Source organism: Corynebacterium sp., from assembly GCF_052107835.1.
In the GTDB taxonomy this organism is placed as follows: domain Bacteria; phylum Actinomycetota; class Actinomycetes; order Mycobacteriales; family Mycobacteriaceae; genus Corynebacterium.
In genome coordinates this window covers 39,154-56,697 of the sequence record NZ_JBQEDF010000005.1, presented here as the reverse complement: position 1 = coordinate 56,697, position 17,544 = coordinate 39,154, and the positions used below count along the sequence as shown (strand labels likewise).

The 17,544-nt window shown below is 67.4% G+C and carries 21 protein-coding genes; 10 read left to right on the top strand and 11 right to left on the bottom strand.

Going from position 1 to position 17,544, the window contains the following annotated elements; genetic code table 11:
• Positions 1–8 precede the first annotated feature (8 nt).
• The 6 genes from ACTIL2_RS02265 to ACTIL2_RS02240 all read right to left on the bottom strand — a co-directional run bounded on the left by ACTIL2_RS02265 (position 9) and on the right by ACTIL2_RS02240 (position 5,811).
• Positions 9–845 (bottom strand): zf-HC2 domain-containing protein, encoded by an 837-nt coding sequence (locus ACTIL2_RS02265; protein ID WP_442335828.1) that lies wholly within the window; start codon positions 843–845, stop codon positions 9–11.
• Positions 846–853: 8 nt separating this feature from the next.
• Complete coding sequence (locus ACTIL2_RS02260) at positions 854–1,264, bottom strand: DoxX family protein (protein ID WP_442335827.1); 411 nt, start codon at positions 1,262–1,264, stop codon at positions 854–856.
• Positions 1,265–1,296: 32 nt separating this feature from the next.
• Positions 1,297–2,697: a divisome protein SepX/GlpR gene (gene sepX, locus ACTIL2_RS02255; protein ID WP_442335826.1), complete on the bottom strand. Its 1,401-nt coding sequence runs from the start codon at positions 2,695–2,697 to the stop codon at positions 1,297–1,299.
• 118 nt (positions 2,698–2,815) lie between these two features.
• Positions 2,816–3,490: a GNAT family N-acetyltransferase gene (locus ACTIL2_RS02250; protein ID WP_442335825.1), complete on the bottom strand. Its 675-nt coding sequence runs from the start codon at positions 3,488–3,490 to the stop codon at positions 2,816–2,818.
• A complete protein-coding gene (gene glp, locus ACTIL2_RS02245; protein WP_442335824.1) occupies positions 3,487–4,737 on the bottom strand; it encodes a molybdotransferase-like divisome protein Glp in 1,251 nt (416 codons plus the stop codon). The genes ACTIL2_RS02250 and glp overlap by 4 nt, the downstream gene beginning before the upstream one ends.
• Before the next feature lie 117 nt (positions 4,738–4,854).
• Positions 4,855–5,811, bottom strand: a complete 957-nt coding sequence (locus ACTIL2_RS02240; RefSeq protein WP_442335823.1) for a UTP--glucose-1-phosphate uridylyltransferase — start codon at positions 5,809–5,811, stop codon at positions 4,855–4,857.
• A gap of 100 nt (positions 5,812–5,911) precedes the next feature.
• On the opposite strand from ACTIL2_RS02240, the gene ACTIL2_RS02235 reads away from it, so the two are divergent.
• The 3 genes from ACTIL2_RS02235 (at position 5,912) to ACTIL2_RS02225 (ending at position 9,573) form a co-directional block, all read left to right on the top strand.
• On the top strand, positions 5,912–6,562 hold the full coding sequence (locus ACTIL2_RS02235; RefSeq protein WP_442335822.1) for a 5-formyltetrahydrofolate cyclo-ligase: 651 nt from the start codon (positions 5,912–5,914) through the stop codon (positions 6,560–6,562).
• A gap of 39 nt (positions 6,563–6,601) precedes the next feature.
• Entirely contained in the window at positions 6,602–7,078 is a 477-nt protein-coding gene (mscL, locus tag ACTIL2_RS02230) for a large conductance mechanosensitive channel protein MscL (RefSeq protein ID WP_442335821.1), read from the top strand.
• A 440-nt stretch (positions 7,079–7,518) separates the two neighbouring features.
• Positions 7,519–9,573 carry a glucose PTS transporter subunit IIA gene (locus ACTIL2_RS02225; RefSeq protein ID WP_442335820.1) on the top strand — a complete coding sequence of 685 codons (2,055 nt, stop codon included), beginning with the start codon at positions 7,519–7,521 and terminating at the stop codon, positions 9,571–9,573.
• A 253-nt stretch (positions 9,574–9,826) separates the two neighbouring features.
• Here ACTIL2_RS02225 and ACTIL2_RS02220 read toward each other — a convergent pair whose 3' ends face one another.
• The 5 genes from ACTIL2_RS02220 to ACTIL2_RS02200 all read right to left on the bottom strand — a co-directional run bounded on the left by ACTIL2_RS02220 (position 9,827) and on the right by ACTIL2_RS02200 (position 13,491).
• A complete protein-coding gene (locus ACTIL2_RS02220; protein WP_442335819.1) occupies positions 9,827–10,495 on the bottom strand; it encodes a MogA/MoaB family molybdenum cofactor biosynthesis protein in 669 nt (222 codons plus the stop codon).
• 96 nt (positions 10,496–10,591) lie between these two features.
• Entirely contained in the window at positions 10,592–11,977 is a 1,386-nt protein-coding gene (locus tag ACTIL2_RS02215; RefSeq protein WP_442335818.1) for a S1C family serine protease, read from the bottom strand.
• Positions 11,978–12,222: 245 nt separating this feature from the next.
• Entirely contained in the window at positions 12,223–12,918 is a 696-nt protein-coding gene (locus ACTIL2_RS02210) for a response regulator transcription factor (RefSeq protein ID WP_442335817.1), read from the bottom strand.
• A 123-nt stretch (positions 12,919–13,041) separates the two neighbouring features.
• Positions 13,042–13,209, bottom strand: a complete 168-nt coding sequence (gene rpmF, locus ACTIL2_RS02205) for a 50S ribosomal protein L32 (RefSeq protein WP_442335816.1) — start codon at positions 13,207–13,209, stop codon at positions 13,042–13,044.
• 6 nt (positions 13,210–13,215) lie between these two features.
• Positions 13,216–13,491: a type B 50S ribosomal protein L31 gene (locus tag ACTIL2_RS02200; RefSeq protein WP_442335815.1), complete on the bottom strand. Its 276-nt coding sequence runs from the start codon at positions 13,489–13,491 to the stop codon at positions 13,216–13,218.
• 417 nt (positions 13,492–13,908) lie between these two features.
• On the opposite strand from ACTIL2_RS02200, the gene rpmB reads away from it, so the two are divergent.
• From rpmB to ACTIL2_RS02165, 7 genes are all read left to right on the top strand, one after another.
• Positions 13,909–14,145: a 50S ribosomal protein L28 gene (gene rpmB / locus ACTIL2_RS02195; RefSeq protein WP_442335814.1), complete on the top strand. Its 237-nt coding sequence runs from the start codon at positions 13,909–13,911 to the stop codon at positions 14,143–14,145.
• Positions 14,145–14,309 carry a 50S ribosomal protein L33 gene (gene rpmG, locus ACTIL2_RS02190; RefSeq protein ID WP_442335813.1) on the top strand — a complete coding sequence of 55 codons (165 nt, stop codon included), beginning with the start codon at positions 14,145–14,147 and terminating at the stop codon, positions 14,307–14,309. The genes rpmB and rpmG overlap by 1 nt, the downstream gene beginning before the upstream one ends.
• Positions 14,310–14,312: 3 nt before the next feature.
• Positions 14,313–14,618 carry a 30S ribosomal protein S14 gene (gene rpsN, locus ACTIL2_RS02185; RefSeq protein WP_442335812.1) on the top strand — a complete coding sequence of 102 codons (306 nt, stop codon included), beginning with the start codon at positions 14,313–14,315 and terminating at the stop codon, positions 14,616–14,618.
• A gap of 15 nt (positions 14,619–14,633) precedes the next feature.
• Positions 14,634–14,882, top strand: a complete 249-nt coding sequence (gene rpsR / locus ACTIL2_RS02180) for a 30S ribosomal protein S18 (protein WP_442335811.1) — start codon at positions 14,634–14,636, stop codon at positions 14,880–14,882.
• A 251-nt stretch (positions 14,883–15,133) separates the two neighbouring features.
• Positions 15,134–15,802 carry an RDD family protein gene (locus ACTIL2_RS02175; RefSeq protein ID WP_442335810.1) on the top strand — a complete coding sequence of 223 codons (669 nt, stop codon included), beginning with the start codon at positions 15,134–15,136 and terminating at the stop codon, positions 15,800–15,802.
• A 109-nt stretch (positions 15,803–15,911) separates the two neighbouring features.
• Positions 15,912–16,460 (top strand): RDD family protein, encoded by a 549-nt coding sequence (locus ACTIL2_RS02170; RefSeq protein ID WP_442335809.1) that lies wholly within the window; start codon positions 15,912–15,914, stop codon positions 16,458–16,460.
• 100 nt (positions 16,461–16,560) lie between these two features.
• A complete protein-coding gene (locus ACTIL2_RS02165; RefSeq protein ID WP_442335808.1) occupies positions 16,561–17,541 on the top strand; it encodes an AEC family transporter in 981 nt (326 codons plus the stop codon).
• Positions 17,542–17,544: the final 3 nt, after the last annotated feature.

The window sequence follows — 17,544 nt, the reverse complement described above, 5'->3', positions numbered from 1 at the left end:
GATCCCGGTCAGTGGTCCCCGGAGCGCCAGGACGAGTTCCGCTCCACGTCGCCTGGACTGTAGGCGACCGGACGGGCCGACAGCACACGCAGCGACTGCCGCAGCGGTGCCACGGCGTGGTTCCTGGCGAGCCAGACCCCGATCAGCGCCGCGCACGCCGCCAGGTGCAGGAGCAGGCCGAGGAGTGCGGGGACGTCCACCCCTCCCCCGACGATCCCCAGCACAACGTCACGGGTCGCGAACCCGGCGCCGAAACCCCACAGGGCCAGGAACACCGGGAGCAGCCCGGGTGCGGAACGGGGCCGCGCCGCTCCCCACAGCAGGCCTGCGGCGAGTGCGAAGCGGACCGAGGCGGCATCCACCGCCAGGCCGGCGAGGTCGGGGTCGTCGGCATTGCCCACCGCCCCGCCCGGTCCACTGTCGGACCCGCCACCGCCACCCACCCCGGTCAGCAGCAGGACCGACCAGACGATGTAGCAGACGGCGATGACCACCAGGGCGATCCTGCTGGCGATCAGCGGCAGGGACCTGTTGCGCAGCCGGTGTGACAGCTGCGGGGTCTCGTCCGCGATGCGGGCCATGTGCTCGGCCAGCGCGTGGCCGTCGGACGGTTCTTCCGTCCCCCCGTCGACGGCGAGACTCATCCGCAGCCGCCGGTTCAGGTCACTGGCGGCCGCGAACCACTCCTGGCAGTCCCCGCAGGCGGCCAGGTGCGCGTCGACGGTGTCGTCGTCGATCCCGGTGGGCGACGGTTCCCTGTCGAGCCGGGCGGACAGTGCCGCGCGGACGTCCCCGTGAATGTCCCCGTGGCCGCCGTTGCCGTTGCGTCCGTTGTCACTGTCCACGGGAGTGATCACCCGAACCGGGACAGTGCCTTGTCCAGGCTGGCGCGTCCGGCGCCGAAGACGACGAGGACGAGGCAGGCGGCGAACAGGACGACCACCAGTTCCCCTCCACCGTCGGCGACGAACAGTCCGTTGCCCAGATGCACGAAGTAGAATGCGGCGACCATGTCGAGCGCCAGCACACCGGCCGCGGCGGGCGTCAGGAAACCGAGGGCGAGCAACGCCCCACCGAGCATTTCCACGATGGAGACGACCCACACCGACAGGGTCGGCTGGGGGATCTGCATACCGGACCACATGCGGGCGGTCTCATCGATCCCGGTCTGGAAGGCCTTGTCCCAGCCGTGCGCGATGAAGACGACCCCCAATGCGACGCGGAGCAGCAGCAGGGCGGCATCACGGAAGGCGGGGTTGTTCATGGTGGGGTCAGCTTACCTCCCCGGCCCACGGGTCACACCGCACGGATGTGCCCGGCGTGATCGTAGCCGTCGTCCGGGGTGATGTAGTCGTCGTAGGCCGCGGCGTCGTAGCGGTAGCTGTCGTACCCGTGGTCCGCGTAGTCGAGGTCGGCGAACTCCGGGTCGGCGTCGTCACTCTCCAGGACCACCGCCCCCGGGCGCAGGAGGCGGTCGGGAACGCCGAGTTCACGGTCATCGGTGCTGCGGACACCCTGGCGGGCGCGGCGCATGCGGGCGATCCGGCGGCGGCGCAGCCTGGCCTCCTCGACCACCTGGCGACGCAGGTAGTAGAGGTACACGCCGGACAGGCCGAGTGACGCCACGACCGCGAGCCACATGGCGCCGCCCAGGACGACCGCGGCGACGACGGCCACGACACACAGGGCGGCCAGCACGGAGAGCACCCGCTTGCGCCGGGTCTGCCGCATGTCGGCGAGGTGCTGGGAGGCCACCGGGTCGTAGAACCCGCGCCCACGCCGGGCCGACGCGTAGTCGATCTCCTCGTCGGTGAGTTCCACGGCATCGGAGGAGTCCACGGAATCATCGTCGGCGACGACACCCGGGTTCTCCCTGTCGGCCTCCTCGGCGACATCCTCACCGGTCCCCACGGAGACGTCGATGTCGCCACCCCGGATGTAGGCGTCCGGCACCGGGGAGAACCGGCGGCCGGTGGGCCGAACGGCGTCGGCGTCGGCATCGGCATCCTCGGTGTCAGCATCCGCATCAGCGACAGTCTCTGCGACTGTCGCCGAGTCTGTGTCTGCGTCAGTGTCATCGTCCCCGGTATCCAGGGCGATGGAGGTGAACCTGGTGTCCTCGGCCGCGACCACGCGGCCCACGTCCTCGGGGGCGTCGGAGTCGTCCACCGCGGCATCCGGGTCGACCGGGGCGAACTCCCCGGTGTCCTCGTCGTCCAGCGGACGGTAGCCGACAATCTCGCCCTCGATGACGCCGGGGGTGCGGACCAGCCGCGGGTCCGTGATCACATCCGCGACAGGCACCTGCCCGTCAGCGCGGTCGGGGGCGTCAGAGCCGTCCAGTGCGTCCGTGTCCGGTGCCTCCGCGTCCCGTGCCTGGGCGTCCCTCGCCTGAGCGGCAGCACGCCGGCGCACCGTCCGCTTCGACTCCCGCCCGGTGTCGTCGATGACCACGTCCACCGGCTCCGCCTCGACCAGCTCGATTTCCTCTTCCACGTCCGCGTGGTACAGGCTCTCGGCGGGGAGCGGACGCTTGCGCCGCCGACCGATCCCGGTGCCGCCCTCATGCAGGACGCGGGTCTCCGACAGCACCTTCGTGGTCTTGCGCACCGGGGACTGGTTGCGCAGGAACAGGGGCGCGAGCAGCAGCAGCCAGACAACGGCAATCAGGATCAGAGAGCTGAGGGAGCTGGACACGGGCGGCCTTTCCTTTCGCCGACGGCAATCTGGGGTCGTGCTGGGTCAGGGGCGGAGTCTGACAGTGCACACGACGATACGTGCCGTGGTCTCACAATCCTGTCAGGCGCGCCGCGTGTCAGACTCCGCGTCCCGCATCCCGTCCCGTGCCCCGTCCCAGGACCGCAGCCGCACCGCCGGGGAGCTCCTCCGCGGTCAGCCCCACCAGCAGGTGGTCGCGCCACTGCCCGTTGATGTGCAGGTTGCGTTTCAGCACACCCTCCTCGCGGAAGCCGATCTTCGCCAGCACCCGCCGGGACGCCACATTGCTCTCCAGGACCGTGGCCTCCACCCGGTGCAGGCCGACCTGGGTCATGGCGTGGTCCACACCCAGCGCGACGGCGGCGGTCGCCACCCCGCGGCCGGAGAAACCGGAGTACACCCAGTACCCGATCCAGCAGCTGCACACCACACCATGCTGGACATTGCCCAGGGTCAGCTGGCCGGCGAAGTCACCGTCAACCTCGATGGCGAACGGCAGGATCTGCCCCTCGTCGGCCATCGCCAGCAGCCCGCTGACATTACGGCGCCACACCGGCCGGGTGTGCGCCTCCCACCACGGCCCGGGCACCGTGGGCTCCACCGGCCGCAGCAGGTGTTCGTCGGCGTTGCGGTACTCCGCCCATGTTCTTCCGTCCCTGCGGGTCAGCGGACGGAGCCGCACCCGTCCCGCACCGACGGACAGTACCGGGGACTTCGCCGGCCACCCCGGGTGACGGTTCGGCGTCAGGAACCCACGCACGACGGAGGTCACGCGCGGTTGGTCAGGAACATGGCGTCAACGACCTCGCCGGGGCCGATGTGCGTCTTGTCGCCCGGGACCACGATCAGGCAGTTGGCCTGGCCGTGACTCCCGAGCAGGTGCGTTGGCTCCCCGCCGGACGCCGCGCCCAGCGGGTCCACGAGGAATTCACGGGTCTCCCGGTCACGCATGAGCTGGGCACGGATGAACCCGCGGCGGTCGGGTGCGGAGTCCAGGCCCGCGATGGTCCTGGCCTGCACCACACGACGTGTGGTCTGGCGCTGCCCGCGCAGGATCTGCACCAGGGGCCGGACCATGACCTCGAAGGCCACCAGCGCGGCGCTGGGGTTCGACGGAAGCAGGAACGTCGGCACGCGGTCGGCGCCGAGCAGACCGAACCCCTGGACCGATCCCGGGTGCATCGCCACGCGCGTCACGTCGAGTTCACCGAGCTCCTCCAGGATCCCGCGGAGACGGTCGCTGGCCGCCCCACCGACGCCGCCGGAGATCACCAGCATCTCCGACCGGATCAGCTGCCCCTCGATGATGTCGCGGAGGCGGCGGTCCTCGCCGCCGACGATGCCGAGCCGGTTGACGTCCGCCCCGGATTCGCGTCCGGCGGCGGACAACGCATAGGAGTTGACGTCGTGGACCTGGCCGAGACCCGGCTCGCGGTCGATGTCGACCAGTTCCGGGCCGAAGGAGAGGACGGACATCCGCGGGCGCGGGTACACCAGCACCTTCGACCGTCCGATCGCGGCCAGCAGGCCGACCTGGGCGGCGCCGATGACGGCGCCCTGCTCCACGACCACGTCGCCGGGCTGCACGTCAGCGCCCTCGCGGTGGACGAATTCACCGGAGGACACCGACCGCAGTGCCTCGGTCCGGCGCCCGTCGTCCACCGCCCAGTCGAGCGGGACGACGGCATCGGCCAGTGTCGGGACGGGGGCACCCGCCTGGACGTGCACCGCCTGGCGGGGCTGCAGGCGCACGGGACGGTGGGAACCGGCGCTGACCTCGCCAACCACGGGCAGCCGTGCCGAGGGGACATCCGGGTCACCGCTTCCGGCGTGCCGGACGTCCACCGCCCGCACGGCGTAGCCGTCGACGGCAGCCTGGTCGAACCCGGGGACGGAGACGTCCGACTCAACCTGCTCGGCGCACCGTAGCCCCAGGGTCTCGGAGATGGCGGTACGCACCGGTTCCGGTGTCACTGCCGCGGCGCTGATCGTCGCCAGCTGCTCCTCAACAGTTCTCACGTGGTGTGTCCTCACAGGTCGGTGGGTCGGTGATCGGTCAACGCAGGAGATCCTACGCGTGAAGATCCTACCGCCTGCCGGGAAGAAATCCGGTGAACCCCGCCGACGGGCCGCCGGTTAACCGTCCAGACGGTTCTTCAGCCACTTCTCCAGCGGCGCCCCGTAGGTGTCGCTGTCCAGTGCGAAGTCCACGCACGCGCGGATGAAGCCTCCGGGGTTGCCGAGATCGTGGCGTCCCCCCTTGTGGATGTAGACGTGCACCGGGTGCCCCTCATCGATGAGGATGCCGATGGCGTCGGTGACCTGGATCTCGCCGCCCTTGCCCGGCTCGGTGCGGCGCAGTGCGTCGAAGATGTCCCTGTCCAGCAGGTAACGTCCCGTGGCGACGATGTTGGACGGCGCGTCCTCGGCGTCGGGCTTCTCGACCATCCCGGTCACCCGGAACACGTTGGGGTCACCGTCGGCCTCGCCCTGGTCGTCGGCGAGTTCGAAGACGCCGTAGTTCGAGACGTCCTCCTCCGGGACCTCGAAACCGCACAGCACGGTGCCGCCGAAGCGCTTGCGGACCTCGATCATCTCGTTCATCACCCCGAACGGGAGGACGAGGTCGTCGGGGAGCATGACGGCGAAGCAGTCCTCGTCGCCGTCGAGGGCCTCCTCGGCGCAGCCGATCGCGTGGCCGAGACCCAGCGGGCGGTCCTGGTTGACCGACACCGCGGTGATCATCTCGTTGACGGCGCGGACCTTGTTCAGCTGCTCGGTCTTACCCCGTGCCTCGAGGGTGTCCTCGAGCATTTCGTCACGGTCGAAGAAGGCCATGACCCCCTGCTTGCGGGGGGCGGTGACGACCGCCAGCCGGGTTGCCCCGGCCTGCGCGGCCTCGTTCGCGATCAGTTCGATACCTGGGGTGTCGACGACCGGGAGGAGTTCCTTGGGTACGGTCTTCGTCGCCGGCAGGAATCTGGTGCCCAGACCTGCAGCGGGGACAACGACAGTTCTGATCCCACCGGTGGATGCGCCGTCGGAGGCGTCTTGGGGAGAGCCGGCGGGTGAGGTTGTGTCTGTGGATGTCATACCCGAATCCTACAGTGGGGGCGTGCGCGCGTCCCGGTGAAATCGGGCCCTCCCCCGGCAGGCCACCCACCGTACGTCCCTCCGGCTACCATTCTGCGGTATGGACCAGCAGCCGGAACGTACCCCCGAACCGTCCCCGACCGCGGTGGCCAAGCAGGAACTCCGGGCCCGGATCCGTGCGGTCAGGAACGGGATGTCCCCCACCGAACGTTCGCGCCGGGACGCCACGATCACCGCGAATCTGCTGGCGTACCTGGGGGACGCCGGAGTTGACTCCGTCGCCGCCTACCACGGACTCCCCGGCGAGCCGGGCGGCCCCGACCTGCCCCTGACCCTGGACGCCGCCGGCTTCCGGGTCTGGCTCCCCGTGACCGCACAACCGGCGGCGCCGCTGGTCTGGCGCCGCTACCACGGCCCCGGCACGACACGCCCGGGACGCTTCGGCATCCAGGAGCCGGTACCCCGGGCAACCGGCCCGGACGGGGCCGACGCCCCGTCATCGTCGCTGTTCACCCGTGTTGACACCCTGGTGCTGCCCGCCCTCGCCGTCGACGCCGACGGTGTCCGGCTGGGCCAGGGCGGAGGATTCTACGACAGATCCATTGCCGACCTGCCGAAAGGTGGCACACTAGGCTCAGTGACAGCGATTGTGGACCACGAGGAGTTCGGTGTCGACGTCCCCCGGACGACCCTGGACATCGCGGTCGCGACCGTCATCACCGACAAGGGCGTACACCGGATCGGACCGTAGCCACACTTACCCTCCCCTCGTTCACATAAGGAGAACACAATGTTCAAGGGCTTCAAGGAATTCATCATGCGGGGCAACGTGATGGAACTCGCCATCGCGGTCATCATCGGCGGTGCATTCACCGCGATCGTCACCGCCATCTCCGACTTCCTGATCCAGCCAATCATCAATTCCTTCGGCGGTACGGACGTCGACGGCCTGACCTGGGAGATCCGGAACGGAAACGCCAGCACCGCCATCGACTTCGGCGCCATCATCACCGCGGTGATCAACTTCCTCATCATCGCCGCCGTGGTCTACTTCATCCTCGTGGCCCCGATGAACAAGCTCAACGAGATGAACCTCCGCCGCAAGGGCATCGACCCCGACGAGGCCGAGGTCTCCGAGACCGACCTGCTGATCGAGATCCGCGACCTGCTGGCCTCCCAGTCCGGGGTCGCCACCCTGACCGACGAGATTCCGGACGGCGACACGCCCGACTCCGGCACCTCGTCGGGCCGTCACTCCGCCGACTAGCTGGAGCCGACCCGCAGCCAGCCCCGGACTGCCCGCGCACTGCCCGCGCCATTGACCCCGGGCGGTGGATCACCCGATCTGATCCACCGCCCGGGGTTTTATCGCGCGGCGTGGCGGGATTCATCACGGATCCCGCCACTCCGTGCCACCGTATCGCCCAAAACGTGACGGCTCCCGCCCGCCGGCGCAATGACTGCGCACCGGGGTTTCGGGGATCGACACCGGTGGAACTGCCCCGCCCCTCTCGGTCCCACGGGGACGCAGTGGTGCTTCCGTCGCGATTCTCGACCTGCGGCAGCAGTTTCCGGGCAACTACACTCAGCGCCGTGCCCAGACGGACATCGGCGGTCTGCAACCGTGCTATCTGCAACCGTTGGGCCGCGTTCACCGTCCCCGACGGTGCACGTTCTTCGCCGACCGCTATTGATAAGGAGCGTGACATGGAACATGAGCAGGTGCTCGCCCCTGTCCCGGGAACGATCATCAGGATGGCGGAGGTCCCCGACCCCGTCTTCGCCAGGGAAGGGATGGGCGGCGGCTTCGGCATCACCGACACTCCGGGAGGTGATGTCTGCTCACCGGTCAGCGGCACAGTGATCATGGTCGCCAAGACCGGTCACGCCGTGGGCATCACGACGGACTCCGGTCTCCAGTACCTGGTGCACCTGGGGCTGGACACCGTTGAGCTGGAGGGCCGCCCCTTCACCGTCGATGTCGCGAAGGGTGACCGGGTCACCGCCGGGCAGAAGATCGCGACGATGGACGTCGACGACATCGTCTCGGCGGACAAATCCACCACCACCGTCGTGGTCGTGACCAATTCGAAGAAGCTCGCCGACCACATCGACGTCACCGCCGGGGACGCGGCGTTAGGCGACGAGGTCGCCCAGGTGTACCTGGCACCACCGGACGCGGCGGACGGCGACGACGTCGGGGACACTGCAGATGAGGACTCTGCTGATAAGGACGCTGCAGAGCAGTCTGCGACACCGTCGGAGCAGCGCCCCTCCGAACTCAGCGGGTTCGACGCCACAGCCTGGGACATCGTCCACTACATCGGCGGCGCGGAGAATGTCCGCAGCGTCACCCACTGCATCACCCGGGTGCGCTTCTACCTGAAGGACGCCGACCGGGCCGACGACGAGACCATCGCCGACCTGGACAGTGTGATCGACGTGATCCGGGCAGGCGGCCAGTACCAGGTGGTCATCGGCGCCGACGTGGAGGACGTCTACGACGCGGTCGCCGACCAGCTCGGCACGGGAGGCGACGGTGCTGACACCGGATCCCCCGACGACGGTGAGGAACGCGAACGCCCGACGACCGTGGTCGGCTGGGCGAAGTACGGGTTCTCCGAATTGATCGGTGTGATCACCGGCTCGATGATCCCGGTGATCGGACTGCTCGCGGCCGCGGGCATCATCAAGGGCGTCCTGTCGCTCCTGCTGACCCTCGACGTCATCGTCGAGGACTCGAACACCTACCAGATCATTTACGCGATGAGCGACGCGGTGTTCTTCTTCCTGCCGATCTTCGTCGGTTTCACCGCGGCACGACGCCTCGGTGCGGACCCGATCATCGTCTCGATCATCGGCGGCGTGCTCTGCTACCCGAGCCTGGTGGAGATGTCCGAGTCCGAGGGCGACCGGGAGCTGCTCGGCATGTCCCTGAACTCGGACTTCTTCGGTATCCCCGTCCACGTGGCGGAGTACTCCTACTCCATCTTCCCGATCATCGTCGCCGCCTGGCTGGCGTCGGTCATCGAGCCGTGGCTGAAGCGGGTCATCCCGAACATGGTGCGCATGATCTTCGTGCCGTTGATCGAGGTCGTCGTTGTGTCACTGGCCATCCTGCTCATCCTGGGACCGGTGGTGATGTTCATCTCCACCGGCATCGCCAATGCGATCCAGGGGCTCTACGACCTGTCCCCGGCGGTGTCCGGCTCGATCATCGGCGCGTTCTACCAGTCACTGGTGATCTTCGGTCTCCACTGGGCGGTGATCCCCCTGGTCGCACAGGACCTTGCGGCCAGCGGCAACTCCTACCTCAACGCCATCATCTCCGTGACGATGGTGGCCCAGGGTGGTGCGGTCCTGGCGGTGTTCATCAAGTCCAGGATCGAGAAGATCAAGGGCCTCGCCGGTCCGGCGGCCATCTCCGCGTTCTGCGGTATCACCGAGCCGGCGGTCTACGGTGTGAACCTCAAGTACGGGCGGGTGTTCATCATGGCGTCGGCCGGCGGTGCCGTCGGTGGACTGCTCACCGGGATGCTCAACGTGAACATGTGGGGCTTCACCGGGGCCCTGATCGGCTTCACCTCCTTCGTCAACCCGTCGGACGGTGTGGACGGGAGCTTCTGGGGTTACCTCCTCGCCTCGGCGGTCGGGTTGTCCGTCGCGTTCGTGCTGACCTGGTTCTTCGGTTTCAAGGACTCCGATGTGGACAAGGGGCGTGAAGTGAAGAAGGTCCGTCTCGGCCGACGGGAACCGGCCTGACGGCCCCCGCTGGCCCATCGTCCGTCATCCCCAGTGCGGAGGTCTCTGGGCCTCCCAGAAGTCGTCCCCGAACCCCTCCGTGTTCGTCCCGTCGCCGTCCGACCGTCCACCGCTGGTGGAAGGAATGTCAGCCGTCTCCCCGTGTGCCCCGCCGATCACGCCGCTCTTGCGCCGGGTCCGGCGCCCGGGGCGACGGGAACGCGGCGCGTCCTGCGCCCTCCCTGCCCCGTCATCCCCGGCGGACACCTGTGTGTCAGCCCCGGTTGAGATCGGAGATCACGTACCGCACCAGAGGGCACAGCGTGGCCATGCCGTCACGGATCGCGGCACGGGACGCCGCCAGGTTGACCACGACCGTGGAGCCGGAGACCCCGGACACACCGCGGGAGAGCCCGCCGTCGGTCGCGTTGCACGCCAGCGCCGAGGAACGCAGCGCCTGGGACAACCCCTGGAGCCGCTTGTCGAGCACACCCTTGGTCGCCTCCGGGGTCTTGTCCCTCGGCCCCACGCCGGTGCCGCCGACGGTGATCACCAGGTCAGCGCCACCGACCACCGCGGTCTCGAGCGCCTGCCGCACCGCCGCCTTGCCGGACTCCACGGTGAGCACCGCGTCCACCATGAAGTCCTCCTCCGCCAGCAGCTCGGCGACGAGTTCGCCGGACTGGTCCTCGGAGTCCGGGTTGTCCGTGACGATCACCACAAGTGCGTGCAGCAGGGAGTGCCGCTGATTACCGACGTCCCGGCGCTCCTCCTGCTGGTCGAGTGAGCGGAAGACCTCATCCCCCGGCTCAGTGACCTCGGCGTCCAGGGCATCGAGGCGATCGAAGGACTCCTGCTCGGTCGCGGAGAAGTCCTCGACCCCGGGCACGTTGATCAGGCTGCGGAGTTCGCGGTCGGTGTCGACGAACGATTCGTGGGACATAGGTGGTGTGCTCCTCGGCTACTTCGGTCCCCGGCGGCGTGCGGGTGTGTTCCACGGTATCGGGCGACAGGGGCTGTGTATAGATCTGGGGGTGGTCTAGTCGGATTCGTCCAGGGTGACGTCCAGCTCGCGTTCGTCGCCGCCGTCGCCGTCGGTCACCGTCAGCGTCACCTGGTCCCCGACACTGTGCGAACGAATCGCCGCGATGAGGCTGACCCCGCTGTCCACGACCCGGTCACCGACCTTGGTGACCACGTCCCCGTCGCGCAGGCCGCCCTCTTCCGCCGGACTGCCGTCGGTGACGCTGACGATCTCCGCACCGACTTCGGCGGACTGGGTGTTGACCTCGGCGCCGATGACCGGATGTGTGGCCTTGCCGTCGTCGATGAGCTGCTGGGAGGTCTTCTCCGCCTGGTTCGACGGGATGGCGAAACCGAGGCCGATCGAGCCGGACTCCCCGCCCATTCCGCCGCCCAGGGTGGCGATGACGGAGGGGATGCCCACCAGCTCGCCCTCGAGGTTGACGAGGGCGCCGCCGGAGTTGCCGGGGTTGATCGCCGCGTCCGTCTGGATCGCGTCGATCAGGGACGCTTCGCCGCCGTCCTCGCCGCCTGCCTGGACCGGACGGTTCTTCGCCGAGACGATACCGGTGGTGACCGTCGAGGACAGCCCCAGGGGGGAACCGACGGCGACGACGGTCTCGCCGACCTGCATTGACTCCGAGTCACCGGTGGCGATGGGCTGGAGGTCGTCGGCGCCCTCCGCCTTGACCACAGCAAGGTCGGTCTGCGGATCCGTGGCCACGACCTCTGCCTCGAGCTGGCGCCCGTCGTTGGTGTTCACGACCAGGCCACCGCCGCCGCCTCTGCCACCGCCGCCCTCTTCCGCGCCGGCGACGACGTGGTTGTTGGTGAGGATGAGCCCGTCGGGGCTGATGATCGACCCCGAGCCCTCGGCCTCCCCCTGGTCCGACTGCGTCTGGATCGACACGACGCTCGGCAGGACCTTGTTGGCCACGTCCTCGACGGTGCCCGGATCAGGTTCGGCGGCGGTGTTCTCACGGTCGCCGGAGTTCTGCTGGTTGAAGGAGGTCGTTGCGCCGCTGTTCGAGTTGTCGTCACCGTCGCGCACGATGCCAGCGGTCACGGCCGACGCGCCCACGGCGACGGCGACCAGCAGCGCTGCCACGGCGGGAGTGGAGAAGCGCCGCGGCGTGGCCTGGCCGGTCCGCTGTGCGGTGGCCACGCCCTGGGGCGGCTGTCCGGGGAACTGGCCCGGGTTCTGACCGGGACCCTGGTCGGGGTTCTGGTTCGGCCCCTGGCCCTGGCCCGGGTACTGCGCGGACAGCGACTCCCAGCGGCGCTGCTGGGCGGCGGAGTCGGTGAAGTCGGGCTCGGGCCCCTGCTGCCCGTCGGGGGTTCCCCCCTTCCTTCCCCAGGACTCTCCGCTGAATCCCTCACCGGATCGCTTGTCATCGGACATCTGACACTCCTTCGCTCGACATCGCCGGTTCATGTCCGACGATCATGCTGCGTGCTTCTCAATGTGATCCATTGTGACACCGGAGGCTTGGTCCGCCATCGACGGAACCTGGCAGTGCCGTCGGAACCACGTGCATGCGGCACACCGTCGACCAGCAGAATACATTCAGGCAATCCCCAGCCGCCCCCGGCGGCCCCCCGGCACCGAACCCTCACGCGGTCGCAACGGCGCGAGGGGCTGCCCGCTCAGGGCGTCGTGTCGCGCAGGACGTACCCCACGCCGCGCACGGTGTGGATCAGCCGGGTCTCCCCACCTTCCTCGGTCTTGCGCCGGAGGTAGCCGATGTACACCTCGAGGGCGTTCCCGGAGGTCGGGAAGTCGTAGCCCCAGACCTCCTCGAGGATCTTCGTGCGACTGAGCACCTTGCGCTGGTTCTTCATCAGCAACTCGAGGAGTGCGAACTCCGTCCGGGTCAGACTGATGTGGCGCTCTCCGCGGGCCACCTCGCGCGTTTCCGGGTTCAGGCTGAGGTCCTCGAAGGCCAGCGGCTTGAGTTCCGCGTTCTGCGCCACCGCGGTACGCACCGAACGACGGTGCAGGGAACGAACGCGGGCCAGGACCTCCTCGAGCGCGTAGGGCTTCCCCATGAAATCGTCGGCCCCCGCATCGAGGCCGGCGACGCGGTCAGCCACCTCAGCGTTCTCGGCGATCATGAGGATCAGGACGTCACTGCCGCTGCTCCGGAGTTCGCGGCACACGGACAGGCCACCGACCTTCGGCATTTCGACGTCGAGGATCACCAGGTCAGGTGTTTCCTGACGGATCTGGTCGTAGGCTTCATCACCGTCCGCGGCAGCGGCCACGTCGTATCCGTTGAACGTCAGGGAACGGCGCAGCGCGTCCCGCACCGTCTGATCGTCATCGACAACAAGAATCTTCATCCCGCTATTGTGCATCATTACTGCGGGGATTGGACACCGAAATGCCACACACACAGTCAACTGACAGGTAGCCGCCCCCCACCTGTAAAGGTGGGGGGCGGCTACCTCAGAACTCAGCGGGAACTAGTCGAGATCGACGAGGCCCAGCTCTGCAGCCTTGACCAGGCGGCGGGGGATCTGGACCTCACGGCCCTCGATCTTGACGCTCTGCAGGGCAGCGTTGTCGGACTTCCACTGCGAGCGGCGGGAGTGGGTGTTTGCGCGGGAAAGGCGGCGCTTCGGAACTGCCATTGTTCTCTAACCCTCCTGGTTCTTCTTGGTACGGCGGACGCGGTTGCCGTAACGGCGCTGGAACTTCTCGACACGGCCGGCGGTGTCCATGACACGCTGTGCACCGGTCCAGAAGGGGTGGGACTCGCTGGTGACGTCAACGACGATCAGCGGGTACTCATTGCCGTCCTCCCACTCCACGGAGCGCTCGGAGGTGGCGGTGGAACGCGTCAGGAACTGGTGGCCAGTGCTGGCGTCCTTGAAGACCACCGGGTGGTAGTCGGGGTGGATATCGTTCTTCATTCTCAATCCCTCAGGGTTGTGCTCCAGGTCGGTCCCCCGCTGCCCGCGTGGCGGGCAGGACGGTCGTGCCTGGGTTGGGTTTGGAGTGTTTGGTCGGAATGCGCCGGAGCGCAACACGATGGACCATCCTATCCCGCCGAGCGCGGCAGGACGAAATCGCGGGGGACGGAGCACGCGAACGGACCCCGGATCACCGGTGGCCCCGGCCTGGGCGAACGCCGAGATTAGGATCGTCAGACGGTCTGTTGTAGTGTAGTGCACCGCTGTTGTCTTAGTAAACGTCATCGCACGCGCGATCGGCCCACACAGTGCCCCAACCACCCCACGGAATGTCTGACCGTGGGGCTTCACAGTGGCGTCTCCACTGCCGGTGCGGCACCAGGGATCGACTGCGCGGGCGGAAGGAGAAAGATACCCATGTCGGCATTTTGCCAGGTCACGGGTCGGACGCCGAGTTTCGGCAAGTCCGTCTCGCACTCGCACCGCCGCACGAGCCGCCGCTGGAACCCGAATATCCAGCGCCGTTCGTTCTACCTGCCCTCCGAGGGACGCTCCGTCACCCTGAACGTCTCCACCAAGGGCCTCAAGACCATCGACCGGGACGGCATCGAGTCCGTCGTCGCCAAGATCCGCGCACGTGGGGAGAAGATCTAGTGGCACGTAACGATATCCGCCCCATCATCAAGCTGAAGTCCACCGCGGGCACCGGTTACACCTATGTGACCCGCAAGAACAAGCGGAACAACCCGGACCGGATCACGCTGAAGAAGTTTGATCCGATCGTCCGGAAGCACGTCGATTTCCGCGAGGAGCGATAATCTATGGCTAAGAAGTCCAAGATCGCGAAGAACGAGCAGCGCAAGGAAATCGTCGCCCGCTTCGCCGAGCGTCGTGCCGAGCTCAAGGCGATCATCAAGAACCCGAACTCCACCGACGACGAGCGCCAGGAGGCGCAGTTCGAGCTGAACCGTCAGCCGCGCGACGCCTCCCCCGCCCGTATCCGCAACCGCGACGCCGCTGACGGTCGCCCCCGCGGCTACCTCCGCAAGTTCGGCCTGTCCCGTGTCCGCGTCCGCGAGATGGCTCACCGCGGTGAGCTGCCCGGCGTTCGCAAGTCCAGCTGGTAAAAGGGAGCAACTACCGTGAAGCGCACCAATCACAAGAAGGCGCGGCTCGAGCAGGCCCGCCGCCCGAAGAAGAACCCGCTCAAGGCCGAGGGCATCGAGACCGTCGACTACAAGGACTACGCACTGCTGCGTAAGTTCATCTCCGACCGCGGCAAGATCCGTGGCCGTCGCGTCACCGGTCTGACCCCGCAGCAGCAGCGTCAGGTCGCCACCGCGATCAAGAACGCCCGTGAGATGGCTCTCCTGCCGTTCCACAGCCGCTGATCCGCACTGGCCGTCCGCTGACTTCCCGTCAGCGGCCACTCCAGCGCACACAGCAGCGCGCGTTTGACTAAGACACCTGGACCCCGTCCCCGGCTTCACCGCCGGAGGCGGGGTCCAGTCGTGTATCCGGGGGTGGACCGTGGACCACGGTCCGGTACGGTGAACCCCGTAACCTCCCCAGGCCCCAGGCAGGCCTTGCCCCCGCAGTGGCTCCGTGCCGCCGGAAACCGCACAACGAATCGAAAGGTCCCATGACCAACCCCTACAACCAGAACCCCGACGTCCCCGAGAACAACCAGGGTGGCGCGTCCAACGGCCTCCCGTCCTACGGCGACTACAACCAGGGCTACAACGAGAGCTACGCCTCCGGCTACGACCAGTTCCCGCAGGATCCGTCCCAGAACTACCTCGGCGCCGGCTACCCGGGCGCCGGCAAGCGACTCGGTGCCCTGATCATCGACAGCCTGATCTTCGGCGTCATCACGGTCATCCTGATGTCGGTCATCGCCGGCGACGACATCAACCGGTTCATGGAAGACGTCAACAGCTGGGTCGACGACGGTGCGAACGGCACCGCACCGGAGCTCGAGATGGGCAGCATCATCTTCGTCGGGATCCTCTCCGTGGTCCTCTGGTTCGTGTACCGCGTGCTCATGGAGACCAGCAAGGGACAGACCCTGGGCAAGATGGCCCTGGGCATCAAGGTCGTCAACGCGGACGGCCAGCTCATCTCCGCCAGGGATTCCCTTGTCCGTAACTCCTGGTTCCTTGTGGTCGCGATCATCTCGAACATCCCCATGATCGGCTCCATCGGGATGCTGGCCATCTACATCGTCCTCGGAGTGTTGATCTCCCGGAGCCCCCACAACCAGCACACCTGCGACCAGTGGGCAAAGGCGTACGTGGTCAACGCCCGCTAGTTGCCTCTCTTTTCCATGTACCGTTTACTCCAATCGTGTAGCCTATCGGAGCATCCGGTTCTCAGCCTCCGCTGTGGACCTCACTAACCACTTCGAATCCGGAGCTGAAATGACCAACCCCTACAACGAGAATCCACAGAACAACCGGCCTTCCGGGGACCTCCCGTCCTACGGTGACTACAACCAGTTCCCTGACTCCGCGGACCAGCAGTTCGTCGCCGCCAATGAACTCCCCGGGGCCGGCCGACGGTTCGTCGGCTTCCTTGTCGACTCTCTGATTATCGGCGTCATCTCCTCCGCCATCGCCTCGATTGTCGGGGTGAATACCGGGTCCCTCGAGACCGTCGAGCTACTCAAATCGTCGGCTATCGTCCTCGTCATCTGGTTCCTGGCCCGCGTGGGAAGTGACGTTGCATGGGGCGGAACCCCGGGTAAACGACTTTTCAAGATGAAAGTGGTGTCCTCTGACGGAAGTAGTGTCGATGCAGTTGCGTCGATCAAGAGGAACCTCTGGGTGGCCACGCAGATCATTCCCATAGTCGGTGCTCTCATACAGCTCGGACTGGGAATCGGAATCATCGTCACCATCGCGAACAGCCCGCAGAAGGAGTCCTTCAATGACAGGTTCAGCGGCACCAAGGTGATTCGCACCCCGTAATCCCCGAGCATCCTCCCGCGCTGAGCGATCTCTCAGCAAGGACGGGCCGGTCCCTCCCCCGCATCAGCGGGACGGGGACCGGCCTGATCTAATAGTGGACATGGTTGGCGTACTCAGCGGGTTCATGGTGGTGTTCATCATCATCGCCCTGGGCTACGCGGTGGGACGCAAGCGTCTGCTCGGGCCGAACGCGGTCTACGCGCTGAACATGTTCGTGTTCTACCTCGCCACACCCGCGCTGCTGATCAACTTCCTGCGCGAGGCCGACCTGGCCACCGTGTTCGGTGAGAACCTCGCGGTCGTGGTCATCAGCACCCTCCTCGCCGGCATCACCGGGTTCCTCGGCTACCGGTTCCTGGCCCGCCGACCGGTACCTGACAGCCTGGTGACGATGCTCGCGTGCTCCTACTGCAACGGCTCTAACCTGGGAGTCCCGATCGCCACCCACGTCCTGGACGATCCGACCGCCTCACTGCCGGTGATCATCTTCCAGGTCGCACTCTACGGTCCGATGACCGTCCTGCTGCTGGACGTCACGACCCGGCGGCAGCGGGAACAGGGGGACTCCGGCAACGGTGGCAACGGCGGCACGGTGCGCCTGATCCGTGAGCTTGTGCTCGGCATCGTCCGCAACCCGCTGATCATCGCCGCGGTCACCGGCATCGTCCTGGCCCTGCTGAACACCAACGTCGGGTGGACGCTGCCGGAGATGCTGTCCGAGCCGGTCAGCCTGCTCGCCGCCGGCACCGTCCCCGCCGCCCTCGTGGCCTTCGGCTTGTCCATGGCGGAGGTCACCGTCCTGAACAAGGACACCAGTCCGCGCAAGAGCGTGTGGCTGGCATCGCTGATGAAGACCGTCGGCCACCCTCTGATCGCCTACGTGGTGGCGAGGTTCCTGTTCGATGCGTCCGGCCCAGCCCTACTGGTGGCGGTGGTCATCGCCGCCCTACCCACCGCGCAGAACGTGTTCACCTATTCGCAGCGCTTCGGGACGAACCTGGTCCTGGCACGCGACACCGCGGTGATCAGCACGCTGCTGGCGATCCCCTCCACGATGGTGATTGCGCTGCTGCTGGGATGACGA

What these genes read in the sequence shown, in the direction of transcription:
- ACTIL2_RS02260 (WP_442335827.1), bottom strand. Translation starts at nt 1,264, where the DNA reads ATGAACAACCCCGCCTTCCGTGATGCCGCCCTGCTGCTGCTCCGCGTC.
- ACTIL2_RS02240 (WP_442335823.1), bottom strand. Translation starts at nt 5,811, where the DNA reads ATGACATCCACAGACACAACCTCACCCGCCGGCTCTCCCCAAGACGCC.
- ACTIL2_RS02235 (WP_442335822.1), top strand. Translation starts at nt 5,912, where the DNA reads ATGGACCAGCAGCCGGAACGTACCCCCGAACCGTCCCCGACCGCGGTG.
- mscL (WP_442335821.1), top strand. Translation starts at nt 6,602, where the DNA reads ATGTTCAAGGGCTTCAAGGAATTCATCATGCGGGGCAACGTGATGGAA.
- ACTIL2_RS02225 (WP_442335820.1), top strand. Translation starts at nt 7,519, where the DNA reads ATGGAACATGAGCAGGTGCTCGCCCCTGTCCCGGGAACGATCATCAGG.
- ACTIL2_RS02220 (WP_442335819.1), bottom strand. Translation starts at nt 10,495, where the DNA reads ATGTCCCACGAATCGTTCGTCGACACCGACCGCGAACTCCGCAGCCTG.
- ACTIL2_RS02215 (WP_442335818.1), bottom strand. Translation starts at nt 11,977, where the DNA reads ATGTCCGATGACAAGCGATCCGGTGAGGGATTCAGCGGAGAGTCCTGG.
- ACTIL2_RS02210 (WP_442335817.1), bottom strand. Translation starts at nt 12,918, where the DNA reads ATGAAGATTCTTGTTGTCGATGACGATCAGACGGTGCGGGACGCGCTG.
- rpmF (WP_442335816.1), bottom strand. Translation starts at nt 13,209, where the DNA reads ATGGCAGTTCCGAAGCGCCGCCTTTCCCGCGCAAACACCCACTCCCGC.
- ACTIL2_RS02200 (WP_442335815.1), bottom strand. Translation starts at nt 13,491, where the DNA reads ATGAAGAACGATATCCACCCCGACTACCACCCGGTGGTCTTCAAGGAC.
- rpmB (WP_442335814.1), top strand. Translation starts at nt 13,909, where the DNA reads ATGTCGGCATTTTGCCAGGTCACGGGTCGGACGCCGAGTTTCGGCAAG.
- rpsN (WP_442335812.1), top strand. Translation starts at nt 14,313, where the DNA reads ATGGCTAAGAAGTCCAAGATCGCGAAGAACGAGCAGCGCAAGGAAATC.
- ACTIL2_RS02175 (WP_442335810.1), top strand. Translation starts at nt 15,134, where the DNA reads ATGACCAACCCCTACAACCAGAACCCCGACGTCCCCGAGAACAACCAG.
- ACTIL2_RS02170 (WP_442335809.1), top strand. Translation starts at nt 15,912, where the DNA reads ATGACCAACCCCTACAACGAGAATCCACAGAACAACCGGCCTTCCGGG.
- ACTIL2_RS02165 (WP_442335808.1), top strand. Translation starts at nt 16,561, where the DNA reads ATGGTTGGCGTACTCAGCGGGTTCATGGTGGTGTTCATCATCATCGCC.